The sequence below is a fragment of the Nonomuraea sp. NPDC050790 genome (assembly GCF_044456745.1).
Classification (GTDB): Bacteria; Actinomycetota; Actinomycetes; order Streptosporangiales; family Streptosporangiaceae; genus Nonomuraea.
In genome coordinates this window covers 645998-672457 of record NZ_JBITGF010000005.1, presented here as the reverse complement: position 1 = coordinate 672457, position 26460 = coordinate 645998, and the positions used below count along the sequence as shown (strand labels likewise).

The 26460-nt window shown below is 70.9% G+C and carries 25 protein-coding genes; 17 read left to right on the top strand and 8 right to left on the bottom strand.

Annotation, left to right across the window (positions count from 1 at the left end; genetic code table 11):
- Positions 1–50 precede the first annotated feature (50 nt).
- Both ACIBEJ_RS28330 and ACIBEJ_RS28325 read right to left on the bottom strand, forming a co-directional pair.
- A complete protein-coding gene (locus ACIBEJ_RS28330; RefSeq protein WP_397185863.1) occupies positions 51–1118 on the bottom strand; it encodes a bifunctional adenosylcobinamide kinase/adenosylcobinamide-phosphate guanylyltransferase in 1068 nt (355 codons plus the stop codon).
- 74 nt (positions 1119–1192) lie between these two features.
- Complete coding sequence (locus ACIBEJ_RS28325; RefSeq protein WP_397185862.1) at positions 1193–1858, bottom strand: SCO2322 family protein; 666 nt, start codon at positions 1856–1858, stop codon at positions 1193–1195.
- 82 nt (positions 1859–1940) lie between these two features.
- Here ACIBEJ_RS28325 and ACIBEJ_RS28320 point away from each other — a divergent pair, with 82 nt between their 5' ends.
- Positions 1941–2147 (top strand): hypothetical protein, encoded by a 207-nt coding sequence (locus tag ACIBEJ_RS28320; protein WP_397185861.1) that lies wholly within the window; start codon positions 1941–1943, stop codon positions 2145–2147.
- Between the two features lie 54 nt (positions 2148–2201).
- On the opposite strand, the gene ACIBEJ_RS28315 is transcribed toward ACIBEJ_RS28320, so the two are convergent.
- Positions 2202–3200, bottom strand: a complete 999-nt coding sequence (locus ACIBEJ_RS28315) for an aldo/keto reductase family protein (RefSeq protein ID WP_397185860.1) — start codon at positions 3198–3200, stop codon at positions 2202–2204.
- Between the two features lie 80 nt (positions 3201–3280).
- On the opposite strand from ACIBEJ_RS28315, the gene ACIBEJ_RS28310 reads away from it, so the two are divergent.
- A complete protein-coding gene (locus ACIBEJ_RS28310) occupies positions 3281–4219 on the top strand; it encodes an SMI1/KNR4 family protein (protein WP_397185859.1) in 939 nt (312 codons plus the stop codon).
- 27 nt (positions 4220–4246) lie between these two features.
- On the opposite strand, the gene ACIBEJ_RS28305 is transcribed toward ACIBEJ_RS28310, so the two are convergent.
- Positions 4247–4831 carry a DUF3043 domain-containing protein gene (locus ACIBEJ_RS28305; protein ID WP_397186103.1) on the bottom strand — a complete coding sequence of 195 codons (585 nt, stop codon included), beginning with the start codon at positions 4829–4831 and terminating at the stop codon, positions 4247–4249.
- A 153-nt stretch (positions 4832–4984) separates the two neighbouring features.
- Here ACIBEJ_RS28305 and ACIBEJ_RS28300 point away from each other — a divergent pair, with 153 nt between their 5' ends.
- Genes ACIBEJ_RS28300 through ACIBEJ_RS28265 form a run of 8 tightly spaced genes read left to right on the top strand, consistent with a single transcriptional unit; the run spans position 4985 to position 15404 of the window.
- Positions 4985–5809 carry a PspA/IM30 family protein gene (locus ACIBEJ_RS28300; RefSeq protein WP_397105181.1) on the top strand — a complete coding sequence of 275 codons (825 nt, stop codon included), beginning with the start codon at positions 4985–4987 and terminating at the stop codon, positions 5807–5809.
- Positions 5806–6084 carry a hypothetical protein gene (locus ACIBEJ_RS28295; protein ID WP_397185858.1) on the top strand — a complete coding sequence of 93 codons (279 nt, stop codon included), beginning with the start codon at positions 5806–5808 and terminating at the stop codon, positions 6082–6084. Before ACIBEJ_RS28300 ends, ACIBEJ_RS28295 begins: the two co-directional genes overlap by 4 nt.
- A gap of 3 nt (positions 6085–6087) precedes the next feature.
- Positions 6088–6981, top strand: coding sequence for a zinc metalloprotease HtpX (gene htpX / locus ACIBEJ_RS28290; protein ID WP_397185857.1), 894 nt, complete (start codon positions 6088–6090; stop codon positions 6979–6981).
- Positions 6978–7535: a hypothetical protein gene (locus ACIBEJ_RS28285; RefSeq protein ID WP_397185856.1), complete on the top strand. Its 558-nt coding sequence runs from the start codon at positions 6978–6980 to the stop codon at positions 7533–7535. The genes htpX and ACIBEJ_RS28285 overlap by 4 nt, the downstream gene beginning before the upstream one ends.
- Positions 7536–7586: 51 nt before the next feature.
- A complete protein-coding gene (locus ACIBEJ_RS28280; RefSeq protein WP_397185855.1) occupies positions 7587–8951 on the top strand; it encodes an alpha/beta fold hydrolase in 1365 nt (454 codons plus the stop codon).
- Positions 8952–8968: 17 nt separating this feature from the next.
- Entirely contained in the window at positions 8969–12322 is a 3354-nt protein-coding gene (lysX, locus tag ACIBEJ_RS28275; protein WP_397185854.1) for a bifunctional lysylphosphatidylglycerol synthetase/lysine--tRNA ligase LysX, read from the top strand.
- A 58-nt stretch (positions 12323–12380) separates the two neighbouring features.
- Entirely contained in the window at positions 12381–14756 is a 2376-nt protein-coding gene (locus ACIBEJ_RS28270; protein ID WP_397185853.1) for a protein kinase, read from the top strand.
- Positions 14757–14792: 36 nt separating this feature from the next.
- Positions 14793–15404 carry an SIMPL domain-containing protein gene (locus ACIBEJ_RS28265; protein ID WP_397185852.1) on the top strand — a complete coding sequence of 204 codons (612 nt, stop codon included), beginning with the start codon at positions 14793–14795 and terminating at the stop codon, positions 15402–15404.
- A gap of 4 nt (positions 15405–15408) precedes the next feature.
- Here ACIBEJ_RS28265 and nadA read toward each other — a convergent pair whose 3' ends face one another.
- Positions 15409–16542: a quinolinate synthase NadA gene (gene nadA / locus ACIBEJ_RS28260; RefSeq protein ID WP_397185851.1), complete on the bottom strand. Its 1134-nt coding sequence runs from the start codon at positions 16540–16542 to the stop codon at positions 15409–15411.
- Positions 16543–16726: 184 nt separating this feature from the next.
- Here nadA and erpA point away from each other — a divergent pair, with 184 nt between their 5' ends.
- Both erpA and ACIBEJ_RS28250 read left to right on the top strand, forming a co-directional pair.
- Positions 16727–17080: an iron-sulfur cluster insertion protein ErpA gene (gene erpA / locus ACIBEJ_RS28255; RefSeq protein WP_397185850.1), complete on the top strand. Its 354-nt coding sequence runs from the start codon at positions 16727–16729 to the stop codon at positions 17078–17080.
- 199 nt (positions 17081–17279) lie between these two features.
- Positions 17280–18266 (top strand): carbohydrate kinase family protein, encoded by a 987-nt coding sequence (locus ACIBEJ_RS28250; protein WP_397185849.1) that lies wholly within the window; start codon positions 17280–17282, stop codon positions 18264–18266.
- A gap of 50 nt (positions 18267–18316) precedes the next feature.
- Here ACIBEJ_RS28250 and ACIBEJ_RS28245 read toward each other — a convergent pair whose 3' ends face one another.
- Genes ACIBEJ_RS28245 through ACIBEJ_RS28235 form a run of 3 tightly spaced genes read right to left on the bottom strand, consistent with a single transcriptional unit; the run spans position 18317 to position 20183 of the window.
- On the bottom strand, positions 18317–18751 hold the full coding sequence (locus ACIBEJ_RS28245; protein WP_397185848.1) for a CBS domain-containing protein: 435 nt from the start codon (positions 18749–18751) through the stop codon (positions 18317–18319).
- Between the two features lie 56 nt (positions 18752–18807).
- Positions 18808–19053 (bottom strand): sulfurtransferase TusA family protein, encoded by a 246-nt coding sequence (locus tag ACIBEJ_RS28240; RefSeq protein WP_397185847.1) that lies wholly within the window; start codon positions 19051–19053, stop codon positions 18808–18810.
- The gene (locus tag ACIBEJ_RS28235; RefSeq protein ID WP_397185846.1) at positions 19050–20183 is read right to left on the bottom strand and encodes a cysteine desulfurase family protein; all 1134 of its coding nucleotides are present in this window, start codon (positions 20181–20183) and stop codon (positions 19050–19052) included. The genes ACIBEJ_RS28240 and ACIBEJ_RS28235 overlap by 4 nt, the downstream gene beginning before the upstream one ends.
- A gap of 259 nt (positions 20184–20442) precedes the next feature.
- Between ACIBEJ_RS28235 and ACIBEJ_RS28230 the strand changes: the two genes are divergently transcribed.
- The 5 genes from ACIBEJ_RS28230 to ACIBEJ_RS28210 all read left to right on the top strand — a co-directional run bounded on the left by ACIBEJ_RS28230 (position 20443) and on the right by ACIBEJ_RS28210 (position 26240).
- Complete coding sequence (locus ACIBEJ_RS28230; RefSeq protein ID WP_397185845.1) at positions 20443–21165, top strand: cytochrome c oxidase subunit II; 723 nt, start codon at positions 20443–20445, stop codon at positions 21163–21165.
- Positions 21162–22814: a cytochrome c oxidase subunit I gene (gene ctaD, locus ACIBEJ_RS28225; RefSeq protein WP_397185844.1), complete on the top strand. Its 1653-nt coding sequence runs from the start codon at positions 21162–21164 to the stop codon at positions 22812–22814. Before ACIBEJ_RS28230 ends, ctaD begins: the two co-directional genes overlap by 4 nt.
- Positions 22814–23227 carry a cytochrome c oxidase subunit 4 gene (locus tag ACIBEJ_RS28220; protein ID WP_397185843.1) on the top strand — a complete coding sequence of 138 codons (414 nt, stop codon included), beginning with the start codon at positions 22814–22816 and terminating at the stop codon, positions 23225–23227. Before ctaD ends, ACIBEJ_RS28220 begins: the two co-directional genes overlap by 1 nt.
- A gap of 141 nt (positions 23228–23368) precedes the next feature.
- A complete protein-coding gene (locus ACIBEJ_RS28215; RefSeq protein WP_397185842.1) occupies positions 23369–24565 on the top strand; it encodes an Ig-like domain-containing protein in 1197 nt (398 codons plus the stop codon).
- A 112-nt stretch (positions 24566–24677) separates the two neighbouring features.
- Positions 24678–26240 (top strand): MFS transporter, encoded by a 1563-nt coding sequence (locus ACIBEJ_RS28210; RefSeq protein WP_397185841.1) that lies wholly within the window; start codon positions 24678–24680, stop codon positions 26238–26240.
- Positions 26241–26460 lie beyond the last annotated feature (220 nt).

Genomic DNA, 26460 nt, shown 5'->3' with positions numbered 1-26460 from the left:
TGCGCGCAGAGAAGCACCGGAGTCAAGCTCAGCTGCACCGGCTTCCGCGCTCAGAGAGGCAGCAGCCGCCCGGCCACCACCAGTGCCACGTACTCCGACTCGGCCGCCAGCCGCTCGTTGAGCCTGCCGAGCACGTCACGGAAGGCCCGCCCGCTCGCCGTGTCGGGCACTACACCCAGCCCCACCTCGTCGGAGACGGCCACGATCGGGACCGGCGTACGCCGCCAAGCCTCGACCAGTTCCTCACACCGCCGCAGCACAGGCTCGCGCGGCCCCTCCCACGCCCCGTGCTCGTCGAACACCGCCGCCACCCACGTCCCCAGCCCGTCCACCAGCAGCGGCGCGGTGGCCGCCGCGATGGTCGCGGCCAGGTCGGTGGTCTCGACGGTCTCCCAGTGCGCCGGCCGCCGCTCACGGTGCGCCCGCACCCGCGCGGCCCACTCGCCGTCACCCGCCCCCGACGGCCCGGTCGCCACGTAGGTCACGCGCGGCTCGCCCGCCAGCCGCAACTCGGCCTCGGCGGACTTGCCCGACCGCGACCCACCGAGCAGCAACGTCCTGCGCGGCCGAGGGACCCGCGCCGGCGCGGACTGCTCCAAGACCGTCCCATCCGGTACGGCCCGCGCCCCCCACAACCCCAGCCGCCTGCCCAGCTCCTCCTCCGAACGCACCCGGTGATCCAGCCCCACGGCCACCACCTGCGCACCCTCGGCGACCAGCCCCGCCCCACGCAGCTCCCCAAGCCGCTCCGGCCGCCCAAGCAGATCAAGCAACACCACGTCGTAGGGCCCACCGGAAGCACCACCCGCCGAGCCCGCCACACCCGCCGAGCCCACCGCGCCCAGATCCGCCGCGCCCACCGAGTCCGCCGCGCCCAGATCCGCCGCGCCCAGCGAGCCCGCCGCGCCCAGATCCGCCGCGCCCAGCGAGCCCGCCTCTGGCTCATACAGCACCCGCAGCCCCTGCACCACATGCGAACCGGGTGCCAGAGGCCGCCCGTCCACGAGTACCTCGGCGGGCCGTCGATGGCCCGGGGGCAAGGCCAGGCAGGAGGCGCACGGGCAGCCGGGCTCCGGCCAGCCGCGCGGCCCCGCCGTACCGGAGAGCACGATCTTCACGGTCCGTGAGCCTAGCGCCGGGCGAGGTCAGCAGTGCTTTCCGCACGCTGCGGAGCCTCGCGGCAGAGGCCGGGTCAGGAGCGGGTGCCGTGGGCGGCGGGCCGGGCGCGGCGGCGGGTGGCGACGACGGCGCCGGCCGCCAGCAGGACCAGGACGCCCGCGCCGCCCAGGAGCATGGGCAGGGACAGGCCGCCCGCGGACGAGGGCGCGGGGGTGGACAGCTCGGTGCCGCCCTTCTCCTGCGCGGGGTAGCCGTTGACGGCCACGACCCGTCCCTGCGCGTCCACACGAGCCTTGGCGGCCTGGGCGAGCAACTGCGCGGCGCTCGACTCCTTCGCGCCCCGCACGCAGGTGCGGATCGGCGTGGGCGGCCGTTCGCCCGGGTAGGCGTCGGCGGCGGCGTCGCCGAAGTCCACGAGCACGGCCACGCGCTTGCCGTCGCCGCCCGCCTGCTGCCCGCACACGGCGGTGAAGTCGGCCAGTTCGCCGCCGGGCGGCTCGGCGGGGGTTCCGTCGGGGGTGGCGGCGAAGCGCCAGCCCACCACGTCGCCGTCGGCAGGGACATCCGTGGCCGCGGCGGCCAGCCAGGCGGTGCCGTCGCTCTCCCAGACGCTCCACATGCGTACGGCGCCGGGATCGGGTGAGACCGGGGGAGTGGCGAGGGCGGGAACGGCAAGGAGGGCCAGGGCGGCCAGGGCGGCCGCCGCGCTTCCGGCGGCGATCCGAATTCCGTGCAGCATCGAATGACCTCCTGGTGGGGAGTAGGGTTCCATAACCGTCGGAAGGTGCACCGGCGAACCCGCGGAAAAAGGAGCGTATGGCATGACATGGCGGTGGCGTTACGAAAATGCAAATGGTAGTGAGGTAACCGACCGCCCATTGCCGCGAGAAGTCTTTCCGAGTCAGGCCGATGCCGAGTCGTGGCTCGGGGAAAACTACCGTGAGCTGCTCGAAGCCGGTGTCGAACAAGTGGCTTTGCTTGAGGAGGACCGCGTCGAATACGCGGGAATGGCATTGCGCACGGAGTAACAAAAAACCCCTTGAGTGACTCAAGGGGTTTTTGTTTTTCCGCCGGAAATGACGTCAGGGGCGCTTCTCCGGGCTGACCGTCTTGGCCGGGTCGCGCTCCACGATCGGGCCCAGCGCGTCGTCGATGCGCTTCAGCACGTCGGCGTCGAGCTTCACGCCGACGGCCTTCACGTTGTCGCGTACCTGCTCGGGGCGCGTGGCGCCGACGATGGCGCTGGCCACGTTCGGGTTCTGCAGGACCCAGGCGACGGCCAGTTGCGCCATGGTGAGGCCGAGGTCGGCGGCGATCGGCTTGAGCTCCTGCACGCGGGTGAGCACGTCGTCCTCGAGGAAGCGGGAGATGAACCCGGCCCCCGACTCAGAGGTGGCGCGCGAGCCCGCGGGCGGCGGCTGGCCGGGCAGGTACTTGCCGCTCAGCACGCCCTGGGCGATCGGCGACCAGACGATCTGGCTGACGCCCTCCTTCTCGCTCAGCGGCACGATCTCCGCCTCGATGACCCGCCACAGCGCCGAGTACTGCGGCTGGTTCGACACGATCCGGTCGAAGCCCATCTCGTCGGCGATCTTCAGCGCCTGGGCGATCTGGCCGGCGGTCCACTCGCTGACGCCCACGTACAGGACCTTGCCCTGGCGGACCAGGTCGTCGAAGGTCTTGAGCGTCTCCTCCAGCGGCGTCGAGTAGTCGAAGCGGTGCGCCTGGTAGAGGTCCACGTAGTCGGTCTGCAGGCGGCGCAGCGAGCCGTGGATCGACTCGGTGATGTGCTTGCGGGACAGGCCACGGTCGTTCTGCCCCGGGCCGGTCGGCCAGAAGACCTTGGTGAAGATCTCCAGCGACTCCCTGCGCACCCCCTTGAGCGCCCGTCCGAGGACCTCCTCGGCCTTCGTGCCCGCGTAGACGTCGGCGGTGTCGAAGGTGGTGATGCCCTCGTCGAGCGCCGCCCGCACGCACAGCTTGGCGGCGTCCTCCTCGACCTGTGAGCCGTGGGTGATCCAGTTGCCGTAGCTGATCTCGCTGACCAGGAGACCGCTGCGGCCGAGGTGACGGAATTCCATACATCCGACCTTAGGTGCTCTGGGCGAGGCGCCCGACCATGGGGCCGTCCGGGCGGAGGTTTCGGGATAGGGTGCCCGGCGTGCTGAAGCTCGTGCGGGTCGCGCTGACGGCCGCGATCCTGATCGCACTGGGGGTACGGCTGCGCCGCCGCGCCCGGAGGCCGAGCCCGGTGCCCCCGCCCGCTCCCGCAGTGGTGGAGGCGCGCGGGAGGACGGGCATGCTGCTCGCCTGGGCGGCCATCCTGGGCATCGTCGCGCTGGTCCTGGTCATCGCGCTGGTCCCGGCGCGCGGATCGACCGAGGACGAGCCGCCGGAGGGCGAGTGGCCGACGCCGTCGTCCATTCAGCCGACGCCGACTCCCATTCACCCGACGCCCACCCCCATGAACGCGACGCCGTCGTCCACAACAGCGATGTCACCCACGGACGTGGAGGCGACGCCGCAGGCGCTCGGCGTGCAAACCACCTGTACGCCCGCCAGGCGCCCCGTGACGATCCGGCCCATCGACCCGGCGGTCAGGCGGCAGGTCACCGGCGACTGGCGCAGGATCGAGCGCTGGCTCAGGAAGAACGCGCCCGTGACCTACCGCACGCTCGGCGACCCCGGCAGGGCCCGCACGATCGCGGTGGCCGAGTCGCAGATGGGCGTGGACTTCCCCGACGACCTGCGCGCCTCCCTGCTGCGCCACAACGGACGCAACGACGGGGTGTTCGCGGGCGGACTCGACCTCACGATCAGGCAAATCCGCGACACCTGGCGCGGCCAGTGCCGCGTGGACGGACAGTGGTGGCAGGCCCCAGGGAAGATCCCGTTCCAGTACCGAGGCGAAGCGCGCTGGGCCGTGGTCGACGCCGAGTCGGGACAGGTGGGCTGGAACGACGGCCCCGCCGAGGCGGGGGTCGCTTCCTTCACGCTCCTGCTGCGCACCACCGCGGACGCGCTGGAGCGCGGTGGTGGCCTCTCGGGCTGGATGCCACGAGTGAAGGACGGGGTGCTCCAGTGGGTGCCGGAGCACTGACCGCGGCGCCGTACCGGAAAAGATCTCCTACTTCTTGGGCGGGACGGGCCTGCCGCCGGGAAGCAACTGCGGCGGCGGGAAGCGCAGCTTGCGGATCTGCAGCGCCCGCATCGCGGCGTAGAACCCGACGCCCTTCATGGGCTCGTTCGGGAACTTGGCCGCCGCCTCCTTCTTGACCTTCCAGGAGACGTACACCGACGTGAACAGCACGCCGACCATCATGATCGGCCAGCCCGTCAGCATCACCCAGTAAAGGACGACCTCCCGCTGGCCAGCCGGCCAGGGGATCCAGGTCAGCAGCAGGATGAGCAGCGAGAACGGCAGGAAGTACTGGCTGGGCAGGCGGCGCGAGTCGACCCAGTCACGGGCGTACTTGCGCGCGGGCCCCCGGTCACGGACCGGGAAGTACTTCTCGTCACCGGCCAGCATGCCCTTCCTGGCGCGGTCGCGCTCGGCGGCCTGCTTGGCCCGCATGGCGCGGTAGGCCTCCTTGCGATCCTTCGGCGCGGAGACCGGCTGGCGCCTTCTGCCTTCGGCATCCCGGCGCTTGGGTGTGGGACGACCCTTACCCTGGGGCTTAGGATCGTCAGCGGGGACGGGGGTGTCGTCCACGGAGGTCTGGGAACGGCGTCGCAACACGACGTCAACCCTACCTGGACTGCAACTTAGTGACGCCCTCGTGCGTTATGCGTAGGGTAATCCCAAGGCGGCTGCGCTGCAGTGGGTGACCGACAGCACGACCTAAGAAGGGGACGGCCGACGCGCATGAGCGTGATGAAGAGACTTTCGATGATCTTCAAGTCCAAGGCCAACAAGGCCCTGGACAAAATGGAGGATCCACGCGAGACCCTCGACTATTCGTACCAGCGCCAGCTTGAGCTGCTGCAGAAGGTACGCAGGGGCGTGGCCGACGTCGCCACCTCCCGCAAGCGGGTCGAGCTGCAGATCAATGGCCTGGAGCAGCAATCCAGGAAGCTGGAGGACCAGGGCCGCAAGGCGCTGTCCGTTGGCCGTGAGGACCTGGCGCGTGAGGCGCTGAGCCGTCGTTCCGGCCTGCAGACGCAGATCGCCGATCTGCGCATCCAGCACGACAACCTTCAGGGCGAGGAGGAGAAGCTCACCACGGCCTCCCAGCGTCTGCAGGCCAAGGTCGACTCCTTCCGCACGAAGAAGGAGACGATCAAGGCGACCTACACGGCCGCCGAGGCGCAGACGCGCATCAACGAGGCTTTCTCCGGCATCTCCGAGGAGATGGGCGACGTCGGCCTGGCGATCCAGCGTGCCGAGGACAAGACCGCGCAGATGCAGGCGCGGGCGGGGGCGATCGACGAACTGCTGGCCAGCGGCGCGCTCGACGACTTCAGCGGCACCCGCGGCGACGACATCCAGGCCGAGCTCGACCGCATGGGCGGCGGCATGGACGTCGAGCTCGAGCTGGCCCGCATGAAGGCCGAGCTCGGTCAGGGGCCGGCGCCGCAGGGCTCGATCGAGCAGGGGCAGCCGCAGCAGGCTCAGCAGCCTCAGCCGCAGGCCCAGCCGCAGCAGCAGCCCCAGACCCAGCAGCTTCCCAGGCAGGGGGACGGAGCATGATCGTAAGGATCATGGGCGAGGGTCAGGTGGAGATCTCCGCCGACGACATCGCCGTGCTGAACCAGCTCGACGCCGAGCTCGAGTCCGCCATCGAGGCCGACGACGAGGAGACCTTCCGGGTACGGCTGCACGCCCTGCTCGACAAGGTGCGCCACGTGGGCAAGGCCCTTTCCGACGACAGCCTTGAGCCGTCTGAGCTGATCCTTCCCCCCGCGGACGCCTCGATCGAGGAAGTCCGGGAGATGCTGGGCGACCAGGGCCTGATCCCTGGTTAACCCGTGCGTACGCGGTTCGCGTCCGACGGCGGCCTGACCCGCCGCATGGTCGTGACGATGTTCCTGCTCGGGTTGCTCTACGTCGCCTTCGTCGGCGTCCTCATCGCCCTGGGCGTGAGGGCGCTGACCGTGCTGCTCATCGCCGGTGTCATGCTGTTCGCGCAGTACTTCCTGTCCGACCGGATCGCGTTGTTCGCGATGGGCGGGCGGGAAGTGTCGCCGCAGGAGGCGCCCGAACTCCACGGCCTGATCGACCGGCTGTGCGCGATGGCCGACATGCCGAAGCCGCGCGTGGCCGTCGCCGACTCAGACGTGCCCAACGCCTTCGCCACCGGCCGCAACCAGAAGAAGGCCGTGATCTGCGTCACGACCGGCCTCCTGCGCCGCCTGGAGCCGCAGGAGCTCGAAGGGGTGCTGGCCCACGAACTCTCGCACGTCGCCCACCGCGACGTGGCGGTGATGACGATCGCCTCCTTCCTCGGCATCGTGGCCGGGCTGATGACCCGCTTCGCCCTGTACGCCGGTCTCGGCCGCAGCCGTGACGACCGGGGCGGGCTGCCCGTCGGTCTGATCATCCTGCTCGTCTCCGTCCTCGTCTACGCGGTCAGCTTCCTGCTGACCAGAGCCCTGTCGCGCTACCGCGAACTGGCCGCCGACCGCGCCGGCGCCCTGCTCACCCAGCGGCCCAGCTCGCTGGCCAGCGCCCTGACCAAGGTGAGCGGCGAGATGGCGAGGATCCCGACCCGCGACCTGCGGGCGGCCGAGCCGTTCAACGCCTTCTACTTCGCTCCGGCGCTGTCGAAGGGCCAGTCGCTGGCGAACCTGTTCGCCACGCACCCGCCGCTGCAGAAGCGCCTGGACAACCTGGCCAGGATCTCGGCGGAGCTGGGCCGATGAAGTGGCTCGACTCGCTGCTGGGCCGTACCAAGGCGGTCAAACCCAACCTCGACGCGCTGTTCGCGCTGCCGTCGGCTGCGGTCACGCTGCAGGCCGCGACGGGCCTCGCGCCGACCGGGCTCGGGTCGGTGAGCTTCCGCGCGGCCGAGGGGGGCGCGTTCGCGACGCTGGAGTCCGACGTGCGCGCGCTGCTCGGCGAGCGCGTGGAGCGCTCGACCGACGCCTACGGCTACACCTGGCTCCTGGTACGGCGGGCCCCGTCCGACCTCAGCGACCTGGTCACCGAACTCCACGCGGTGAACTCCTCGCTGGAGGGCGCCGGGTTCGGCCCGTCACTGCTGTGCTCGCTGGTGTCCTTCGCCGGCCCGGCGGGCCGCCGCATGGCCGTGGTCTACCTCTACAAGCGCGGAACCTTCTACCCGTTCGCCCCGCAGCCCGGCGAGCGCCGCGACAACGCCCTCGAACTCCAGGCCAGAGGCGCGCTGGCCGGAGAGCTGCCGATCGAGGAGGATCTGTCGCGCTGGTTCCCGGTCTGGGGCGCGCCCGGTCTCTGACACGGTGCCCCGGAGCGCCGGAATTGTCACGCAGAGTGATCTAATGGCGACGTGGAGCGTCGTCTGATCATGGTCTCGGCCTGCGCCTTCTTCGTCGCGGGCGTGGTCTACAGCGCGTGGGTCCCGGGCCAGCTCGCCAACCCGGCGGTGAGCGCGGCCGAGGGTTACCTCAGCGAGCTGGCCGCCCGCGACCAGCCGTGGTCGCCGCTGTTCCGGGTGGCCGACATCCTGGCGGGGCTGGCCGTCGTGATCGGCGTCGCGCTGGCGCCCAGGGCGCCCGCCGAGTGGGGCGGCTGGCTGGCGACGGCGCTGTTCGGGGCGTTCACGATCGCCGACGGCGCGTTCCCGCTCGACTGCGCGGTGGTCAGCGACCCGGCGTGCGAGCGCGGGCCGCTCTCGCTCTCCCACCACCTCCACACGGTGACCAGCACGCTCGCCGCCGTGGCCGCCCTCGCCTCGATGGTGGAGCTGGCCAGGAGCTGGCGTACGCGCGCCGCCGTCGTCCTGGCCGGCGCGTACGCGCTCGCCTCGCTGCTCACCCTGGTGGCCGTCACCGCCGCGCACCTCATCGGGGTCGCCCAGCGCATCCAGGTGGCGGTGATCGCGCTCTGGCTCATGTACGTGGCCGCGCGCCTGCTGGCCGCGCCCCAGCCGGACAGGGACGAGCGCCGCCCGCACGTGGTCGAGGACGGCCGCGGCCCCGCCGTCCTGGTCGCCGCGGGCATGGGCGGCGCCTGGTTCCACTGGGACGCCGTGGCCGCCGGGCTCGCCGCCGCGCACCGCGTGATCCGCTTCGACCGGCCCGGACTCGGCCGCAGCCCCGCCCCCCAGACCCCGCCCACCCTGTACGGCGAGGCCGCCCGCCTGGCCGCCCTCGCGCCCTCCCACCCCGAGAAGGTCGCGGTCATCGCCCACTCGGTGGCCGCCTGGCACGCCGAGGCGTTCGCCCGCCTGCACCCGCTGCGCGTCTCCCGGGTGGTCCTGGTGGACCCGAGCTGCCGCAGGAAGCCGGGTCGCGGCACCTCGGCCCCCGGCAGGGCGCTGGGCCGCTGGCTGCCGGCCTTCGGCGGCACCTGGGCCGCCGCGGCGCTGGCCCGCTGCCTCGGGCCGCTGGCGCACCGGCTGGCCGGCGGCGGGCCCGACCGGGCGGGCGTCTACCGCGAGGGCAAGGTGCTGGCGGCGGTCGCGGGGGAGTGGCTGGCCTACCGGGACATGGCCGCCGATCTGGAGCTGATCCGCCGCGAGCACCCCTATCCCCGGGTGCCGACGCTGGTGATCACGGCGGGGCGTACCGACGGGTGCCAGGAGCGGCTGGCGGACGCGCTCGGCGCCGAGCTGCTCCGGCTGCCGCGCGTGGGACACCAGGTCCAGCTTGACGCTCCCGAGGCCATCACCAGGTCATTTAACGGAAAGTAGCCGGGTATATCCGGCCAATGACCACGCGCTGGAGGTGGGTGCCGAGGGTCCTGGCGGGGACCCTCGCCGTCCTGGCCGTCTACTGCGCCCTGATCGCGCTAGTCCGCCCGCTGCGCGCGCTCCTGCGCCCGGTCACCGACACCTTCAACGACCTCGTCTTCCCCGCCGAACCCAACCTCGCCTACGCCGTCTTCCTCGCCCTGCTGGCCGGGGCGGTCGCGCGGCGCAAGCGGGCGGCGTACCGGCTCATGCTGGTCTTCCTGGTCGTCACGCTGGTCCTGCTGGCCCTCTACGGGCTGATCGTCTGGCTGGAGCCCGAGGCGGGCGACGACTATCCGGCCTGGCGGGTCGAGGTCAACCTCGTCGTGACGCTCGTCCTGCTCGTGCTGCTGGTGGCCGCGCGCAAGGAGTTCTTCGCCAAGACGCAGCGGGCCGCCTTCCGCAAGGCCGTGCTCGTGCTGGTGGCGGGGCTGCTGGTCTCGGTCGGCGTCGGGTACGCGCTGATCAGCGCCTTCCACGGCACGCTCAGGCGGCAGGACCGGCTGCCGTGGGTGATCGAGAAGGCCCTCGGCGGCGCGGTCACGCTCGACTTCGACCGCGAGGGGGCCGGGCCGGCGTGGGTGGCGTTCACGATCGGGCTGCTGAGCGCGCTCGCGCTGCTGCTGGCCTTCGCGGTGTTGTTCCGCTCCCAGCGGGCCATCGCCGAACTGCTGCCCGCCGACGAGGCCGGACTGCGCGAACTGCTCGCCGCGCACGGCGAACGCGACTCGCTCGGCTACTTCGCCACCCGCCGCGACCGAGCCGCGATCTTCTCACCGAGCGGCAAGAGCGCGGTCTCCTACCGGGTGGTCGCCGGGGTCAGCCTCGCGGGCGGCGACCCGATCGGCGACCCCGAGGCGTGGGACCCGGCCATCGCCCGCTGGCGGCGTCAGGCCGAGGAGTACGGCTGGACGCCCGCCGCCATCGGCGCCGGCGAGGAGGGCGCCCGCGCCTACGCCCGCGCCGGGCTCAAGGTCCTGCAGCTCGGCGACGAGGCGGTCCTGCACGTGTCCGCCTTCACGCTCGACGGACGCGAGATGCGCGGCGTACGGCAGGCCGTCAACCGGGTCAGGCGGGCCGGATACACGCTGCGGGTGCGCAGGCACGCCGAGCTGTCACCCGAGGAGATGCGCAGCGTCATCGCCAGGGCCGACGCCTGGCGCGACACCGAGACCGAGCGCGGCTTCTCCATGGCGCTCGGCCGGCTCGGCGACCCGGCCGACGGGCGCTGCGTGCTCGTCGAGGCGCTCACCGCGGGCGGTGACGAGGCGGCGATCCTGTCGTTCGTGCCGTGGGGGGAGCGCGGGCTGTCGCTCGACCTCATGCGGCGCGACCGCGAGGCCGACAACGGGCTCATGGAGTTCATGGTCACCGGCCTCGTCGAACGGGCCGCCGAGCTGGGTGTGGAGCGGGTCTCGCTGAACTTCGCCGTCTTCCGGGCCGCGTTCGAGGAGGGCGCCAGGATCGGGGCGGGGCCGGTGCTGCGGGCGTGGCGGCGGTTGCTGCTGTTCTTCTCGCGCTGGTGGCAGCTCGAGTCGCTCTACCGGTCGAACGTGAAGTACCGGCCCGAGTGGGTGCCGCGCTTCCTCGCCTACGCCGACAACCGCGACCTGCCCAAGGTCGGGCTGGCCTCGGCGGTGGCGGAGGGGTTCCTGGCCGGTCCGAGCCTGCCCACGCTGCTGCGGCGCGGCGAGCGCGGCGCACTGCCACCGGAACTGTCACCCGCGCTGCCGACGGCCCCCGAGACGCGGGCTGTGGGGACGGCGCCGGAGGGGGCCGCGCTGGAGGGGGCCGCGGCGGAGAGGGACGCGCTGGAGGGGGCGGCGCTGGAGGGCGTGGCGACCGCTGGGCCGGCAGGGTCCACCGGGGCGGCCGGGGCCATGGGGCCGGCTGAGGGCGGCGGGTCGATGTCTTCCGGGGTGGCCGGGGGCGGTGGGCAGGAGGGCGTCAGGGCGGGGAAGCTGGGGCTGGTGGCGGAGCCGTACCCGGTGAACTTCGCGCGCACGCACACGACGGCGCAGGCGGGGCGGGTCGGCGAGGAGGTGGCGGTGGCCGGGCGGGTGATGCTGGTGCGCGACCACGGCGGCATCCTGTTCGCGACGCTGCGCGACTGGGCGGGGGAGCGGCAGCTCATGCTGACCGACCCGGAGCTGCTGGCGCGCTGGCGGCGGGTGGTGGATCTCGGCGACCACGTCGGGGTGCGCGGGCGGGTCGGGCGCTCGGCCGCCGGCGAGGTCTCCGTGCTGGCCGAGGACTGGACGCTGACCGGCAAGTGCCTGCACCCCCTGCCCGACAAGCACCGCGGCCTCACCGACCCGGAGGCGCGCGTGCGCCGCCGCCACCTCGACCTGATCACCTCGCCCGCCGCCCGCGACATGCTGCGGGTACGCGCCGCCGCCGTCCACGCGCTGCGCGACGGCCTGGTACGGCGGGGCTTCCTGGAGGTCGAGACCCCGATCCTGCAACCGGTGCACGGCGGAGCCAGCGCGCGCCCGTTCCGCACCCACATCAACGCCTACGACCTGGATCTGTACCTGCGGATCGCGCCCGAGCTCTACCTCAAGCGGCTGTGCGTGGGCGGGGTGGAGCGGGTGTTCGAGCTGGGCAGGACGTTCAGGAACGAGGGCGTGTCCTACAAGCACAACCCCGAGTTCAGCATGCTGGAGGCCTACCAGGCCTACGCCGACTACCGCGACATGCTGGAGCTCACCCGCGCGCTCATCCAGGAGGCGGCCCAGGCGGCGCTCGGCGGGCTGACCGTGCAGGGAGTGGACATCTCGGGCGAGTGGCCGGTGGTCCCGGTCAACCAGGCGATCTCCGCGGCGGCGGGCGAGGAGGTGAACGCCGCCACCGGTGCGCCCGAGCTGAGGAAGCTCTGCGACCGGCTCGGCGTGGCCTACAGCCCGAAGTGGCGGCGCGGGGAGCTGGTCCTGGAGCTGTACGAGCGGCTGGTCGAGGCGCGCACCACCGCGCCCGCCTTCTACGTCGACTTCCCCGCCGACGTCTCGCCGCTCACCCGGCCGCACCGCGACGACCCCCGGCTGGCCGAGCGCTGGGACCTGGTGGCGTTCGGGGCCGAGCTGGGCACCGCGTACTCCGAGCTGACCGACCCGGTCGAGCAGCGGCGGCGCCTGACCGAGCAGTCGTCGCTGGCCGCCGGAGGCGATCCCGAGGCGATGGAGCTGGACGAGGACTTCCTGGCCGCGCTGGAGTACGCGATGCCGCCGACCGGCGGGCTCGGCCTCGGCGTGGACCGGCTCGTCATGTTCCTGACCGGCGCGCCCATCCGCCAGACGCTGCCTTTCCCGCTGGTACGTCGTTCAAAGAGATGACGGGATCACCGGACACCCACCACAATGGCCGGAAAAGTCGCCAAATGTGGGGGTGGGGATGCCGGAGCTCGTTGCCCTGCGGGCGGGGGACCCCGGCAGGGTCGGGGTCTACACCCTGACCGGCCGTCTGGGCGAGGGCGGCCAGGGCACCGTCTACCTCGGCGAGACCTCCGACGGAGGCAGGGTCGCGGTCAAGCTGCTCCGCGCCGACCTGGCCGGGGACGAGGACGCCTCCCAGCGCTTCGTCCGCGAGGTCGCCATGGCACGCCGGGTCGCGCCCTTCTGCACCGCCCAGGTGATCGAGACGGGGCTGCTGAACGGCCGGCCGTACATCGTGAGCGAGTACATCGACGGGCCGACGCTGCACGAGGTCGTCCAGCGGGAGGGGCCGCGTTCCGGGCCCGCGCTGCATCGCCTGGCGATCGGCACCGTCACCGCGCTCGTCGCCATCCATCAGGCCGGGATCGTGCACCGCGACTTCAAGCCGTCCAACGTGGTGCTGGCGCCCGACGGGCCGAGAGTGATCGACTTCGGCATCGCCAAGGCGCTCGACCTCACCTCCACGCTCACCGCCACCGCCATCGGCACCCCCGCGTTCATGGCGCCCGAGCAGCTCACCGACGCGGTGCCCGGCCCTCGGGCGGACATGCACGCGTGGGCCAGCACGATGCTGTACGCCGCCACCGGCCACACCCCCTTCGGCGCCGACAGCCTGCCCGCCATGGTCAACCGCATCCTTCACACGACGCCCGACATCAGCGGCATCACCGATCCGCAACTGCGCGCGCTGGTCCAGGACTGCCTGGCCAAGGACCCGGGGCGGCGGCCGAGCGCGGGGGACGCGCTGATGCGGCTGCTGGGGCACGCGCCCGGCGGGCCGTACGGCCAGGGCGAGGCCCAGGGGCCGGCCCAGCCGTCACCCGGGCTGCTGGTCGAGGGCACGGCCGTGGCGGCGGGGCCCGCCGGCGCCCCCTTCGCACCCCCGGACTCCCGCCCCTACCCGGGCCCCACCGCACCACCCCCTGGCCACCCAGGAACGCCGCAACACACAGGAATGCCCCAGCACACAGGAATGCCCCAGCACACAGGAATGCCCCAGCACACAGGAATGCCCCAGCACACGGGAACGCCCCAGCACACGGGAACGCCCCCGGGACAGGGAAGCCACCCGACGCCGCCCGGCCAGCGAATGGGCTCAGGTCACGGGTCTCAGCCGGGCCATGGGGGTCAGCCGGGTCACGGGTCCCAGCCTGGGCAGGGGGTGCCGCCGGGGAACTGGGGTGGGCCGCCTGCCGTGCCGGCTGCTCATCTGCCGCCGCCGCAGCACTCGCGGCCCCTGCACCAGCCACCACCCACCGTGCCGCGCGGCATGCGCACCGGCTGGGTGATCGCGGCGGCGGCCGTCGCGGTCGTGGTGCTGGCGGTCGTCGGCGTGGTCACGGCCACCAAGCTGGCGGGCGGCCCGGTGACGACCTCGGCCACCCCCAGGACCTCGCGTCCCGCCACCACCGCCCCCACCACCAGGGCCCCCACCCCGCCCCCCGCGGCCACCAAGCGCTTCACGCTGCCCGGCACGGTGGTGACGGTCGAGGAGCACGAGGACGATCCGATCAAGCTCGTCTCCTACAGCGCCGACAGCGGCAAGCGCGTCTACGTCAGGAAGGCGCGCACCGACCGTTTCGTGCTCAACCGCGCCTACTTCGAGTACGCGCTCAACACCACCGGCACCCGCGCCCTGGCCACCGACGCCGACTACAGCGGCGACGGCTACTCCCAGGTCTCCATCGTCGAGCACGTCACCGGCACCAGGCGCACGGTCAAGATGACCGCCGCCCCCGTCTACCCGAGCGCGCCGCGCTGGTCGCCGGACGGCAGGCTCGGCCTGTTCACCCTGTACAAGGCCACCGACGACGACAGCGTCCCGTACGGCTTCGCCATCCTCGACGTCGCCACCGGCAAACCCCGCATCATCCCGGTCAAGGGCGTCGACACCAGCACCTACGACTACTTCTGGGACGACGACGGCCAGTACGTCGGCGCCTGGGCCGATGGCGCCATGCGCTTCTTCGACCTCGACGGCCGGCCCGCGCCCGGAGGCGCCCTGCCCGACGGCGGCCACCCGCTGTGGGTCGAGAGCGACGTGCTGTCCCCGTCCGGGACCCACTACCTCGCCTACTGCGACGAGGCGGGCAGCAGCCTGTGCGCCAAGCCCGTCTCGGGCACGGGCGGCGGCCGGCCGCCCATCCCGGTGCGCACCAACCGGCTGATCGGCTGGTGGGACGAGGACCACGTGGCGGTCTGGCTCGCGCAGGGCGGCGGCTACCAGGCCGTGGTCGTGGACATGCAGGGCGAGACACGGAGGGTCCTGGCCACCGCCCCGAAGAAGAAGGACTTCGACAACATGGGCTTCCTCTACACCAGAGGGGCACACTAGGAGCGAAGGATCATCCGGACTCCTCAGGGGGTACACGTGGACAGCCAGCAGATCACCGTGCTCGGTCAGGGCGCGGTCTCGGCCGCTCCCGACGCCATGCGGCTCAACGCCGGCGTCGAGGTGCGCAAGGCGAGCGCGGGTGAGGCCTTCGCCGCCGTCCGGGCCGCGGCCGTCCGGCTGGTCAGGACGCTGGCCGAGGCGGGCCTGCAGCCCAAGGACCTGCGCACCAGCGAGCTGTCGCTGGGGCCCGAGTACGAGAACTACCCGAAGGTCTCCGCCTACCGCGCCGCGCAGGGCGTCGAGGCGCTGGTGCGCGACCTGTCGCAGGCCGACCGGATCATCGACCTCGTGGCCGGGGTCGGCGAGGAGGCGAGGCTCAACGGCGTGAGCTTCGAGATCTCCGACCCGGTCGCGGCGCTGAAGGACGCGCGCGAGCGGGCCTTCAAGGACGCCAGGGCCAAGGCGGAGCAGTACGCGGGCCTGGCCGGGCGCCCGCTCGGCCAGGTGGTGTCGGTCAGCGAGGAGGCCGACGCGCCGCCGGTGCCGATGATGATGGCCGCGGCGGCGGTGGCCGACCAGTCCTCGATCAACCCGGGCGAGCAGTCCGTCACGGTCTCGGTCCGGGTGGTCTACGCCTTCGGCGGCTGACCCGTTACGGCAGCGCCAGCATCCGGTCGAGGGCGACCTTGGCCCAGTGGGAGGTCTCGGCGTCGACCGTGATCTGGTTGACCGTCTCGCCGAGCGCGAGCGACTCCAGCGCCCACACCAGGTGGGGCAGGTCGATCCGGTTCATGGTCGAGCAGTAGCAGACCGTCTTGTCCAGGAACGAGACGTTCTTGTCGGGGAACATCTGGGCCAGCCGCTTGACCAGGTTCAACTCGGTGCCGACGGCCCAGCTCGACCCGGCGGGGGCGGCCTGGAGGGTCTTGATGATGTGCTCGGTCGAGCCGACGTGGTCGGCCTTCAGCACCACCTCGTGGCGGCACTCCGGGTGGACCAGCACGTTGACGCCGGGGACGCGCTCGCGCACGTCGTCCACGGACTCGGCGGTGAAGCGCCCGTGCACCGAGCAGTGGCCCTTCCACAGGATCATCTTCGCCTCGGCGACCTTGCCCATGTCGTTGGGCCGGTGCGGGTTCCAGACCACGCAGTCGTCCAGGGACATGCCCATCTCCAGCACCGCGGTGTTGCGCCCGAGGTGCTGGTCGGGCAGGAACAGCACCCGCTTGCCCTGCTCGAACGCCCACTCCAGCGCCCGCCTGGCGTTGGAGGAGGTGCACACGACGCCGCCGTGCCGTCCGCAGAAGGCCTTGATGTCGGCGCTGGAGTTCATGTACGTGACGGGCACGACGTCGCCGGCCAGCCCCGCGTCCTCCAGCGCCTCCCAGCACTCCTCCACCTGGTCGAAGGTCGCCATGTCGGCCATCGAGCACCCGGCCGCCAGGTCGGGCAGCACCACGCGCTGGCCGGGCCCGGTCAGGATGTCGGCCGACTCGGCCATGAAGTGCACGCCGCAGAAGACGATGAACTCCGCCTCCGGCCGGGCGGCCGCCTGCTGGGCCAGCTTGAAGGAGTCACCGGTCACGTCGGCGAACTGGATGACCTCGTCGCGCTGGTAGTGGTGGCCGAGCACGAACACGCGCTCGCCCAGCGCCAGCTTGGCTCTGCGCGCCCGCTCGACCAGGTCGGGGTCGGAGGCGGGGGGAAGCTCGCCGGGACAGTCGACGCCGCGCTCACTGCCCGTGTCGGCGCCCCTGCCAAGGATGAACAGCTGGGTGGTGGTCATGGCCGAACCCCTTATCGTCGAAGTGACGATACTCATGATGGCATACGGTTTCCCGGTGCTTTGCCGTACCCCACCCCTTTTGCGGTGGTACGGCCGGCCGCAGCGAGGACGGGAATGTGAAGAGGTCGGCCGGTGTTGCTAACGTCTTAGTAGGAAGTCAGAAACAGACCGCGGGAGTTCGCACATGACGGTTGAGAGCAGCGAGACCACGACGCAGGGCCTGATCCTGACCGACGCGGCCGCCGCCAAGGTCAAGAGCCTGCTGGAGCAGCAGGGTGAGGAAGGCCTGCAGCTGCGGGTGGCCGTCCAGCCCGGTGGCTGTTCCGGCCTGCGCTACCAGCTCTTCTTCGACGACCGCTCGATGGACGGCGACGTGGTGACCGACTTCGGCGGCGTCGGCGTGGTGACGGACCGGATGAGCGCGCCGTACCTGCTGGGCGCCACCATCGACTTCGTCGACACCATCGAGAAGCAGGGCTTCACGATCGACAACCCCAACGCCACCGGCTCGTGCGCCTGTGGTGACTCCTTCAACTAAGAAGGCATAACCGATTTCAACTAAGAAGGCATAACCGATCCGCCCCCGGACCGCATGGCGGGCGCCGGGGTTGTGGTCGTCGTCCAGCCGGTCTGGTGGCCGGCTGGTGGGAGGCCGCGTTCACCTTGGTGTGGGCGTGGCCTTCGCATATCCTCGTGAGGCTCTACTTGGCCTGCAGACAACGAGGAAGAAGAATCCCGTGCGCATCGCCGTCACCGGCTCCATCGCGACAGACCATCTGATGACGTTCCCAGGAAGCTTCGGCGACCAGCTCATCGCCGAGCAACTGGATCGGGTGTCACTCTCGTTCCTGGTCGACGACCTGCAGATCCGGCGGGGAGGCTGTGCGGCGAACATCGCGTTCGGCATGGGCTGCCTGGGCCTGACCCCCTTGCTCGTGGGCGCCGTCGGCCCGGACTTCGCCGACTACCGCTCCTGGCTGGAGCGCCACGGCGTCGACTGCGACTCGGTGCACGTGTCGGAGACTCACCACACCGCCAGGTTCCTGTGCACGACCGACGAGCACCACAACCAGATCGCCTCCTTCTACACCGGCGCCATGGCCGAGGCGAGGAACATCGAGCTGCAGCCGACCGCGGCCCGCGTGGGCGGGCTCGACCTGGTGCTGATCAGCCCCAACGACCCCGACGCCATGCTCAGGCACACCGACGAGTGCCGCCAGCGCGGCATCCCGTTCGCCGCCGACATCTCCCAGCAGCTCGCCCGCATGGCCGACGAGCAGATCCGTCAGCTCGTGGACGGCGCCGCGTACCTCTTCTCCAACGACTACGAGAAGGGCCTCATCGAGCAGAAGACCGGCTGGTCCGACGAGGAGATCCTGGAGCGCGTGGGCGTGCGCGTCACCACGCTCGGCCCGAAGGGCGCCGTCATCGCGCGCAAGGGCGAGCCGTCCATCCAGGTCGCGCCCGCGCCCGAGCTGGGCAAGGCCGACCCGACCGGCGTCGGCGACGCCTTCCGCGCGGGCTTCCTGTCGGGGCTGGCGTGGGGCCTGTCGCTGGAGCGCTGTGGCCAGGTGGGCAACCTCACCGCCACGCACGTCCTGGAGCGCGTCGGCGGCCAGGAGTACGAGCTGGGCCAGAAGACCTTCGTCGAGCGCTTCACCGCCGCCTACGGCGCCGAGGCGGCCGCCGAGGTCACCGGCCACCTCAAGTGCCACTACGCCTGACCTGAAGACGGGCGCGGCCCGGCCGCGCCCGCTCTTTGTCCTCCGCCGCGTCAGGCGCCCGCGTAGACGCGGTGCACGAACCCGGCGAGCTGGTCGTCCGGCAGGTGCTTGGCCAGGTCCGCCTCGCTGATCATCCCGATGATGCGGTGGTTCTCGATCACCGGCAGCCGGCGGATCTGGTTCTCCTCCATCCGGGCCAGCGCCTCCTCGACGGTGGCGTCGGCGGGGACCCACACCAGCCCCGTGGCCAGGTCGCCGGCGGTCACCCTGGACGGGTCGTGGCCCTCGGCGATGCACTTGGTGATGATGTCGCGGTCGGTGATGATGCCTTTGAGCCGGTCGTCGGAGCCGCAGATCGGCAGCGCGCCGACACCCCGGTCACGCATCATCTGAGCGGCCCTGTCCAGGGTCTCGTGAGCGGCGATGCACTCCACGCCCGCGCTCATCAGGTCGCGGGCGGTCTCGTGCGGGTGTCCAGCGGTCATCGGATTCCCCCCGAAAAGAGATGACATTCCCGCACGGTTCTACCCAAAATCGCAGGTCAGTAATTGCGGCGCACGTGGATGGCCCAGCCGCCGCCGGGCAGCTCGTACGTGCCCACGTGCGGATGCGACTTCAACCGGCACCACGCCGGCACGTCGGTGTAGGCGGCCGGATCGTCGGCCAGCACCGCCACCACCGCGTTGATCGGGACGTAGTTGATCTGCTCGGCGAGCATGATGATCGGGATCGGGCACTTTTTCCCGAGCGCGTCGATCGTCAGCGCGGGCTGAGTCACCTCTGTCATGCCACTCCTGCGTCCTGGCGGATCCTGCGCACCGTTTCGGGAAGGATCTCCAGGAACCTGTCCACCTCTGCCGAGGAAGCGCCACGGGGCAGCGAGACCCTGACGTTCCCGTGCGTGAGCACGCCCATCGCCTCCAAAACATGCGATGGTCGAAGCGTACTAGCGGTGCACGAGCTCCCGGACGATACCGCGAATCCCGCCTTGTCGAGCTCGGTCAGCAACACCTCGCCGTCCACGTAAAGACAGGAGAAGGTGACGATGTGCGGGGCCCGCTCGACCGGCTCCCCGATCACCTCCACGTCGGGCACGACCTTCGCCACCGTGTTCCTGATCCGGTCCACCAGCGCCGACAGCCGCGAGCGCTCCCGCGCCGCCTCCGCGCTCATCGCGCGCAGCGCCGCCGCCGCGGCCACGATCGCCGGAACGTTCTCGTAGCCGGGCACCCGGCGGCGCTCGCGCTCGTCCTCAGGCAGGAACGAGCGGAACCTGGTGCCCTTGCGCACCGCCAGCACGCCCACCCCGGCCGGGCCGCCCCACTTGTGTGCGCTGGCCGCCAGCACCGACCAGCCCTCCGGGATCGGCAGCCGCCCCGCCGTCTGGGCGGCGTCCACCAGCAGCGGCACCCCGTGCTCGCGGCAGGCCGCCGCCGCCTCGGCCACCGGCTGGAGCGTGCCCACCTCGTGGTTGGCGGTCTGCAGGCAGGCGAGAGCCGTACCCTCCGCCGCGACGGCCGCCGTGAAGGCGGGCAGGTCCACGCGGCCGGTCAGCCCGACGCCCACGGTCTCGACCGTGCCGCCGTCGCGCTCGTGCACCCCGGCCGCGTGCAGGACGCTGGAGTGCTCGACCGCGCTGGTGACCAGACGGCGGCCGGTACGGCGCCGCCCGTGTAGGGTGCCGAGCACGCCGAGATGCACGGCCTGCGTGCCCGACGAGGTGAACGACACCTCGTCAGGACGCGCGCCGAGCACCTCGGCCACCTCCGTGCGGGCCTGCTCCAGCAGCATGTGCGCGCGGCGGGCCTGGTTGTACAGCCGTGCGGGGTCGGCCCAGCCGACGTCCAGCGCCGCCAGATACGCCTCGCGTGCCTGGGGGTGGAGCGGCTCGGTGGAGGCCGCGTCGAAGTACGCCACGCGACTTATCGTCCCACTCCCGGCGCGCCATCGAGGGGGCGGGCGGGAGGGCGAGGCCCTTCCACGCTAATGTGTCTGCAATCAGCTGTGCATTTGGAAATACGAGCGCCCAGGAGTGACTCCTGGGCTTCATCTGTGGGGTAGGCGATCCGTGAGTCCGACTCGCCGTTCGACGCGGCGTTCGTTGGTCCGGGGCAGAGTGCCACGCGCCGCCGCTTTGGCGTTGCTGCTGGCCTCCGCTACGGCGTGTGCGAATGATGTGCCCGAGGCCGATTGGTCCCGTGGACTGCTTCCTGACCATGTCACCGAGCAGGGCACCATTGTCCAGAGCCTCTGGAACGGCGCCTGGATCGCCGCTCTCGCCACCGGCGCGGTGGTCCTCGGCCTGATCATCTGGGCATGCGTCTTCCACCGGAAGCGCAAGTCGTCGGCCGAGCTGCCGCCGCAGGTTCGCTACAACCTGCCGATCGAGATCTTCTACACGCTCGTGCCGCTCGTCATGGTGTCGGTGTTCTTCTTCTACACCGCCCGCGACAGCGAGGCGCTGGAGAAGGTGTCGGCCAATCCCGACGTGAAGGTGAAGGTCGAGGCCTTCCAGTGGAGCTGGCGCTTCACCACCGAGGTCGGCGGCAAGACGATGCCGTTCCCGGTCGTGGGCCAGCCGGTCAGTGACTACAAGCAGGGCCCGCAGCTCGTGCTGCCGGTCGGCAAGACGGTCCAGTTCGACCTGTCCTCGCCGGACGTCATCCACTCCTTCTGGGTTCCGGAGTTCCTGTTCAAGCGGGACGTCATCCCCGGCATCAAGGAAGGCAACCCCGGCCGCGTCTTCGAGATCAAGACGCTGAACAAGCCCGGTGTCTACGCGGGCCGGTGCGCGGAGCTGTGCGGCGTCGACCACAGCCGCATGCTGTTCTCGGTGAAGCTCGTTCCGCAGGCTGAGTTCGACACGTACTTCGCGGACCAGCTCCGGAGGACTCAGTGACCGCCATCCAAGAGCCGATCACCACGGCGCGTCCGACTCCCAAGGGCCGGATCATCGCCAAGTGGCTTTCGTCGACCGACCACAAGATCATCGGTCACCTGTACCTCATCACGTCCTTCGCGTTCTTCCTGATCGGCGGCGTGATGGCCCTGGTGATGCGGGCCGAGCTCGCGCAGCCGGGCCTGCAGTTCACCTCCAACGAGCAGTTCAACCAGCTGTTCACCATGCACGGCACGATCATGCTGCTGATGTTCGCGACGCCGCTGTTCGCCGGCTTCGCCAACGAGCTGATGCCGCTGCAGATCGGCGCCCCCGACGTGGCCTTCCCCCGCCTGAACATGGTGAGCTACTGGCTCTACCTGTTCGGCAGCATCATCGCGGTGTCCGGCTTCTTCACCCCGAACGGCGCGGCCAGCTTCGGCTGGTTCGCCTACACGCCGCTGTCGAACGCGATCAGCTCGCCGGGGCTCGGCGGTGACCTGTGGATCATGGGCCTGGCCCTGTCCGGCCTGGGCACGATCCTCGGCTCGGTCAACTTCATCACCACGATCATCTGCATGCGCGCGCCGGGCATGACGATGTTCCGGATGCCGATCTTCACCTGGAACGTCCTGCTCACCAGCATGCTCGTGCTGATGGCCTTCCCGGTGCTGGCCGCCGCGCTGCTCGCGCTGGAGGCCGACCGCAAGCTCGGCACCCACATCTTCGCCAGCGAGACCGGCGGCGCGCTGCTCTGGCAGCACCTGTTCTGGTTCTTCGGCCACCCCGAGGTGTACATCATCGCGCTGCCGTTCTTCGGCATCGTGACCGAGGTCCTGCCGGTCTTCAGCCGCAAGCCGATCTTCGGCTACATCTCGCTGGTCGCCGCGACCATCTCCATCGCGGGTCTGTCGATCACGGTCTGGGCGCACCACATGTTCCCGACCGGGCAGGTGCTGCTGCCGTTCTTCTCGTTCATGACGTTCCTCATCGCGGTGCCGACGGGCGTGAAGTTCTTCAACTGGATCGGCACGATGTGGCGGGGACACCTGTCGTTCGAGTCGCCGATGCTGTACTCGGTCGGCTTCCTGGTGACCTTCCTCCTGGGCGGCCTGACCGGCGTCATCCTGGCCTCGCCGCCGCTCGACTTCCACATCTCCGACACCTACTTCGTCGTCGCCCACTTCCACTACGTGGTCTTCGGCACCGTGGTGTTCGCGATGTTCGCGGGCTTCTACTTCTGGTGGCCCAAGTTCACCGGCAAGATGCTCGACGACCGGCTCGGCAAGCTGCAGTTCTGGCTGCTGTTCATCGGCTTCCACACCACGTTCCTGGTGCAGCACTGGCTGGGCGTGCTGGGCTTCCCGCGCCGCTACGCCGACTACAGCCCGGCCGACGGTTTCACCGACCTCAACATGATCTCGTCGGTGGGCGCGTTCGTCCTGGGCATCTCGGTGCTGCCGTTCTTCTACAACGTCTGGAAGACCGCGCGCAGCGCGCCCAAGGTCACCGTGGACGACCCGTGGGGCTACGGCGGCTCGCTGGAGTGGGCGACCTCGTGCCCGCCGCCGCGGCACAACTTCACCTCGCTGCCGCGCATCCGCTCCGAGCGGCCCGCGTTCGACCTGCACTACCCGCACGTTTCGGCCAAGCAGGAGGTTGAGGCCTGATGAAGGTACAGGGTTGGCTGTTCCTGCTCTGTGGCCTGTTCTTCGCCGCCGTGGACGTCGCCTACTGGTTCTGGACCAAGGCGGCGACCGGGCAGGGCGAGCCGGTCGGCACCACGGCCATGGCCATCTCGGTCGGCTTCGCCTTCATGATCGGCTACTACCTGATGTTCACGGCCCGCCGTATCGGCGACCAGCCGGAGGACAACAAGCAGGGCGAGATCAGCGACGGCGCCGGCGAGATCGGCTTCTTCAGCCCGAGCTCCTGGTGGCCGCTGTTCCTGTGCCTGGCGGCGGCCTTCGCCTTCGCCGGGTTCGCGATCGGCCTGTGGATGTTCCTGATCGGGCTGTTCATGGTGATCATGGCCATGATCGGGTTCGTGTTCCAGTACTACCGGGGCAACTTCTCCCACTAGTCACCGATAGCGGGTGTTCTCCTCCTGGCCGGAGGAGGGCACCCGTTTTTCGCGTTTTTTACCGCCTGCCATACGTGGCGTTTCGCTCACTCAGGGTAGTAACGGGACGTGAGCGGAGTGATCACATACGGGGGAGTTGTCGTGGGGCGCGTAACGACTGGATCGGCCGGGCTGCTTGCCCTGGCACTGGCGAGCGCGTGCTCTGCGAGCAACGCGGCTGGAGCGGACGGCGGCGCGAGCCCCGTGGCGGCGCCGGCGAACACCACGACCGTGTCGGTCCTCCCGGCCAACCAGGCCGCGAACATCGGCACCGACGAGACCGTGATCGTCGCCGCCCCGGGCGGCGGCACCCTGAAGAGCGTGAGCGTCACCGGTCCCGGCACCACGCTGGCCGGCGTGCTCAGCGCCGACGGCACCCGCTGGCGCAGCACCCGCACCGCCCGGCCCGGCACCGTCTACACCGTCGCCGTCACGACCGCCGACGGCAAGCGGACCACGAGCACGTTCACCACGGTCAAGGCCACCAAGACCTTCGAGATCGAGCAGATCACCCCGCACAAGAACCTCACGGGGCTGACCGTCGGCGTCGGCATGCCCATCATGATCGCCTTCGACCGCGACATCACCGACCGGGTCAGCGTCGAGCGCAACCTGTTCGTCAGCGCCAGCAAGCCCGTCGAGGGCGCCTGGCACTGGTTCGACGACCGGCACGTGGACTTCCGCCCCAAGGCGTACTGGCCCGCGCACACCAAGGTCCGCCTCGAAGCGCGCCTGGCCGGCGTGCGCGGCGGCCCCGGCATGTACGGCAAGCGCGACCACGTCCTCGACTTCAGGATCGGCCGCGAGCAGATCACCAAGGGCAGCACCGACACCCACTACCTGACCGTGCGCCGCGACGGCAAGAAGATCCGCGACATCCCGATGAGCGCGGGACAGGGCGGGGTCTGGAAGTACCACACGACCTCCGGCGTCCACCTGGCGATGTCCCGCGAGCCCGTCACCATCATGATCTCGCCCGGCATCGGCCCCGGCTCGCCCGGCTACTACCGGATGACCGTCTACAACACCGTCCGCATCTCCAACAGCGGCGAGTACGTCCACAGCGCCCCCTGGTCCGTCGGCTCCCAGGGCTACTCCAACGTCAGCCACGGCTGCGTGAACATCAGCCCGACCAACGCCTCCTGGTTCATCAAGAACACCCTGATCGGCGACCCGATCATCATCACCGGCACGCCGCGCAAGCTGGAGCCCACCAACGGCTGGGGGCACTGGCAGGAGGACTGGAAGCAGTGGCTGCAGTGGAGCTCGATCAAGTCGGGCCGCACCCACGCCATGTAGTACGGAAAACTCTGCGCCGCGTCATGTAGAGAACGCGCGAGCCGTTCCGACTCTCCCGTGAAAGCAGGAGAGATCTCCCGCGAAGGCGGGAGACACGACGGAAGGACTCGCCATGACGGCGACGAAGGCGGGACGCCGCGAATGGACCGGGCTGGCGGTGCTGGCCCTGACCTCGCTGCTGGTCTCCATCGACGTGTTCGTGATGCTGCTGGCCCTGCCCCACCTGGCGGCCGACCTGGGCGCGAGCAGCACCCAGCAACTGTGGATCACCGACATCTACGGGTTCGTGCTGGCCGGTTTCCTGGTGACGATGGGCACGCTGGGGGACCGTATAGGCCGCCGCAGGCTGCTGCTGATCGGCGCGGCGGCCTTCGGGCTCGCCTCGATCGCGGCCGCCTACTCCACCAGCCCCGGCATGCTGATCGCCGCGCGGGCGCTGCTGGGACTGGCCGGCGCGACGCTGGCGCCGTCCACGCTCGCGCTGATCAGCAACATGTTCACTGACGCCCGCCAGCGCGGGCTGGCGATCGGGGTGTGGCTGGCCTGCTTCATGGGCGGGGCCGCCCTGGGGCCCGTCGCGGGCGGCGCCCTGCTCGAACACTTCTGGTGGGGCTCGGCCTTCCTGCTGGGCGTGCCGGCGATGGTGCTCCTGCTGATCCTCGGCCCCGTCCTCCTGCCGGAGTACCGCGCCCCGTCCGCGGCCCGCACAGACCTGGTCAGCGTCGCCCTGTCGCTGGCCGCCGTGCTCCCGCTCGTCTACGGCCTCAAGGAGATCGCCAAGCACGGCTGGCAGCCGGTGGCCGTCGCCTCGCTGGCCCTGGGCCTGGCGATGGGCATCCTCTTCGCCCGCAGGCAGAGCCACCTGGCCCACCCGCTCCTGGACCTCAGGCTCTTCGCCAACCGCGCCTTCAGCACCGCCCTGGCCGGCATGATGGCCGCCACGCTCCTGATGGGCGCGCTCATGCTGTTCCTCACCCAGCACCTGCAACTGGTGGAGAACCTGTCCCCGCTGGCCGCCGGCCTCTGGATGCTCCCCGCGGTGGCCGCCAACGGCATCAGCTTCCTCCTGTCGCCGCTGCTGGCCCGCCGCATCCGCCCCGCCTACCTGATCGGGTACGGCCTGGCCGTCTCGGTCACCGGCCTCCTGGTCATCACCCAGGTGGACACGGTCTCCGGCCCGGTCACCCTGGTGGCCGGCTGGATGCTCATCAACCTGGGCGCGGGCCCGCTGGTGACGCTGAGCACGGACCTGATCATGGGCTCGGTCCCGGCCGAGAAGGCAGGCTCCGCCGCCGCCCTGAACGAGACCAGCGGCGAGCTGGGCTTCGCCCTGGGCATCGCCATCCTCGGCAGCCTGGGCACCGCCGTCTACCGGGCCACCCTGCCCCTGCCCGCCTCCCTCGGCCAGTCCGCCCAGACGGCCTCCAGAGACACCCTGGCCACCGCCCTGACCACGGCACAACAGATAGGCGGCGAGACGGGCGCAGCCCTGGCAAGGGCCGCCAGAGAGGCGTTCACGACCGGTATGAACCTGGTGGCTCTGGTAGCCGCAGTGGCCCTGGCCGCGATGGCCATCCTCATCGCCCGCCTACTCCGCCACATCCCATCCCCGGAACCGACCCCAGAGCCGACTGCGGCGCACACCTCAGACGTCAAGGCCAGTACAACCACCTGACCTCGGCCCGCGAGGGCTTTGCGGCGCCGCGCGGTGGGGTGGGGAGCGGCGGGGCTCGGCGCCGTGGTGCGGCGGCCGGGGTGGGGCACGGTGGCCGGTCAAGGGCGTAGTCGTGGCGGCGAGCACCCCGTGAGCCCTCACGACCGGCGCTCGACAGACCTCAGCCCGCGTCGGCGAGTCCGGGCAACCACGGCGTCAGCCGTAATGGATGGAAGGCTTG

Bases quoted from the DNA above. Each gene is read 5' to 3' on its own strand.
- ACIBEJ_RS28220 (WP_397185843.1), top strand. From the start codon at position 22,814: ATGAAGGTACAGGGTTGGCTGTTCCTGCTCTGTGGCCTGTTCTTCGCC.
- ACIBEJ_RS28315 (WP_397185860.1), bottom strand. From the start codon at position 3,200: ATGGAATTCCGTCACCTCGGCCGCAGCGGTCTCCTGGTCAGCGAGATC.
- ACIBEJ_RS28325 (WP_397185862.1), bottom strand. From the start codon at position 1,858: ATGCTGCACGGAATTCGGATCGCCGCCGGAAGCGCGGCGGCCGCCCTG.
- ACIBEJ_RS28240 (WP_397185847.1), bottom strand. From the start codon at position 19,053: ATGACAGAGGTGACTCAGCCCGCGCTGACGATCGACGCGCTCGGGAAA.
- ACIBEJ_RS28245 (WP_397185848.1), bottom strand. From the start codon at position 18,751: ATGACCGCTGGACACCCGCACGAGACCGCCCGCGACCTGATGAGCGCG.
- ACIBEJ_RS28320 (WP_397185861.1), top strand. From the start codon at position 1,941: ATGACATGGCGGTGGCGTTACGAAAATGCAAATGGTAGTGAGGTAACC.
- ACIBEJ_RS28285 (WP_397185856.1), top strand. From the start codon at position 6,978: ATGAAGTGGCTCGACTCGCTGCTGGGCCGTACCAAGGCGGTCAAACCC.
- lysX (WP_397185854.1), top strand. From the start codon at position 8,969: ATGACCACGCGCTGGAGGTGGGTGCCGAGGGTCCTGGCGGGGACCCTC.
- nadA (WP_397185851.1), bottom strand. From the start codon at position 16,542: ATGACCACCACCCAGCTGTTCATCCTTGGCAGGGGCGCCGACACGGGC.
- erpA (WP_397185850.1), top strand. From the start codon at position 16,727: ATGACGGTTGAGAGCAGCGAGACCACGACGCAGGGCCTGATCCTGACC.
- ACIBEJ_RS28210 (WP_397185841.1), top strand. From the start codon at position 24,678: ATGACGGCGACGAAGGCGGGACGCCGCGAATGGACCGGGCTGGCGGTG.
- ACIBEJ_RS28295 (WP_397185858.1), top strand. From the start codon at position 5,806: ATGATCGTAAGGATCATGGGCGAGGGTCAGGTGGAGATCTCCGCCGAC.
- ACIBEJ_RS28270 (WP_397185853.1), top strand. From the start codon at position 12,381: ATGCCGGAGCTCGTTGCCCTGCGGGCGGGGGACCCCGGCAGGGTCGGG.
- ACIBEJ_RS28300 (WP_397105181.1), top strand. From the start codon at position 4,985: ATGAGCGTGATGAAGAGACTTTCGATGATCTTCAAGTCCAAGGCCAAC.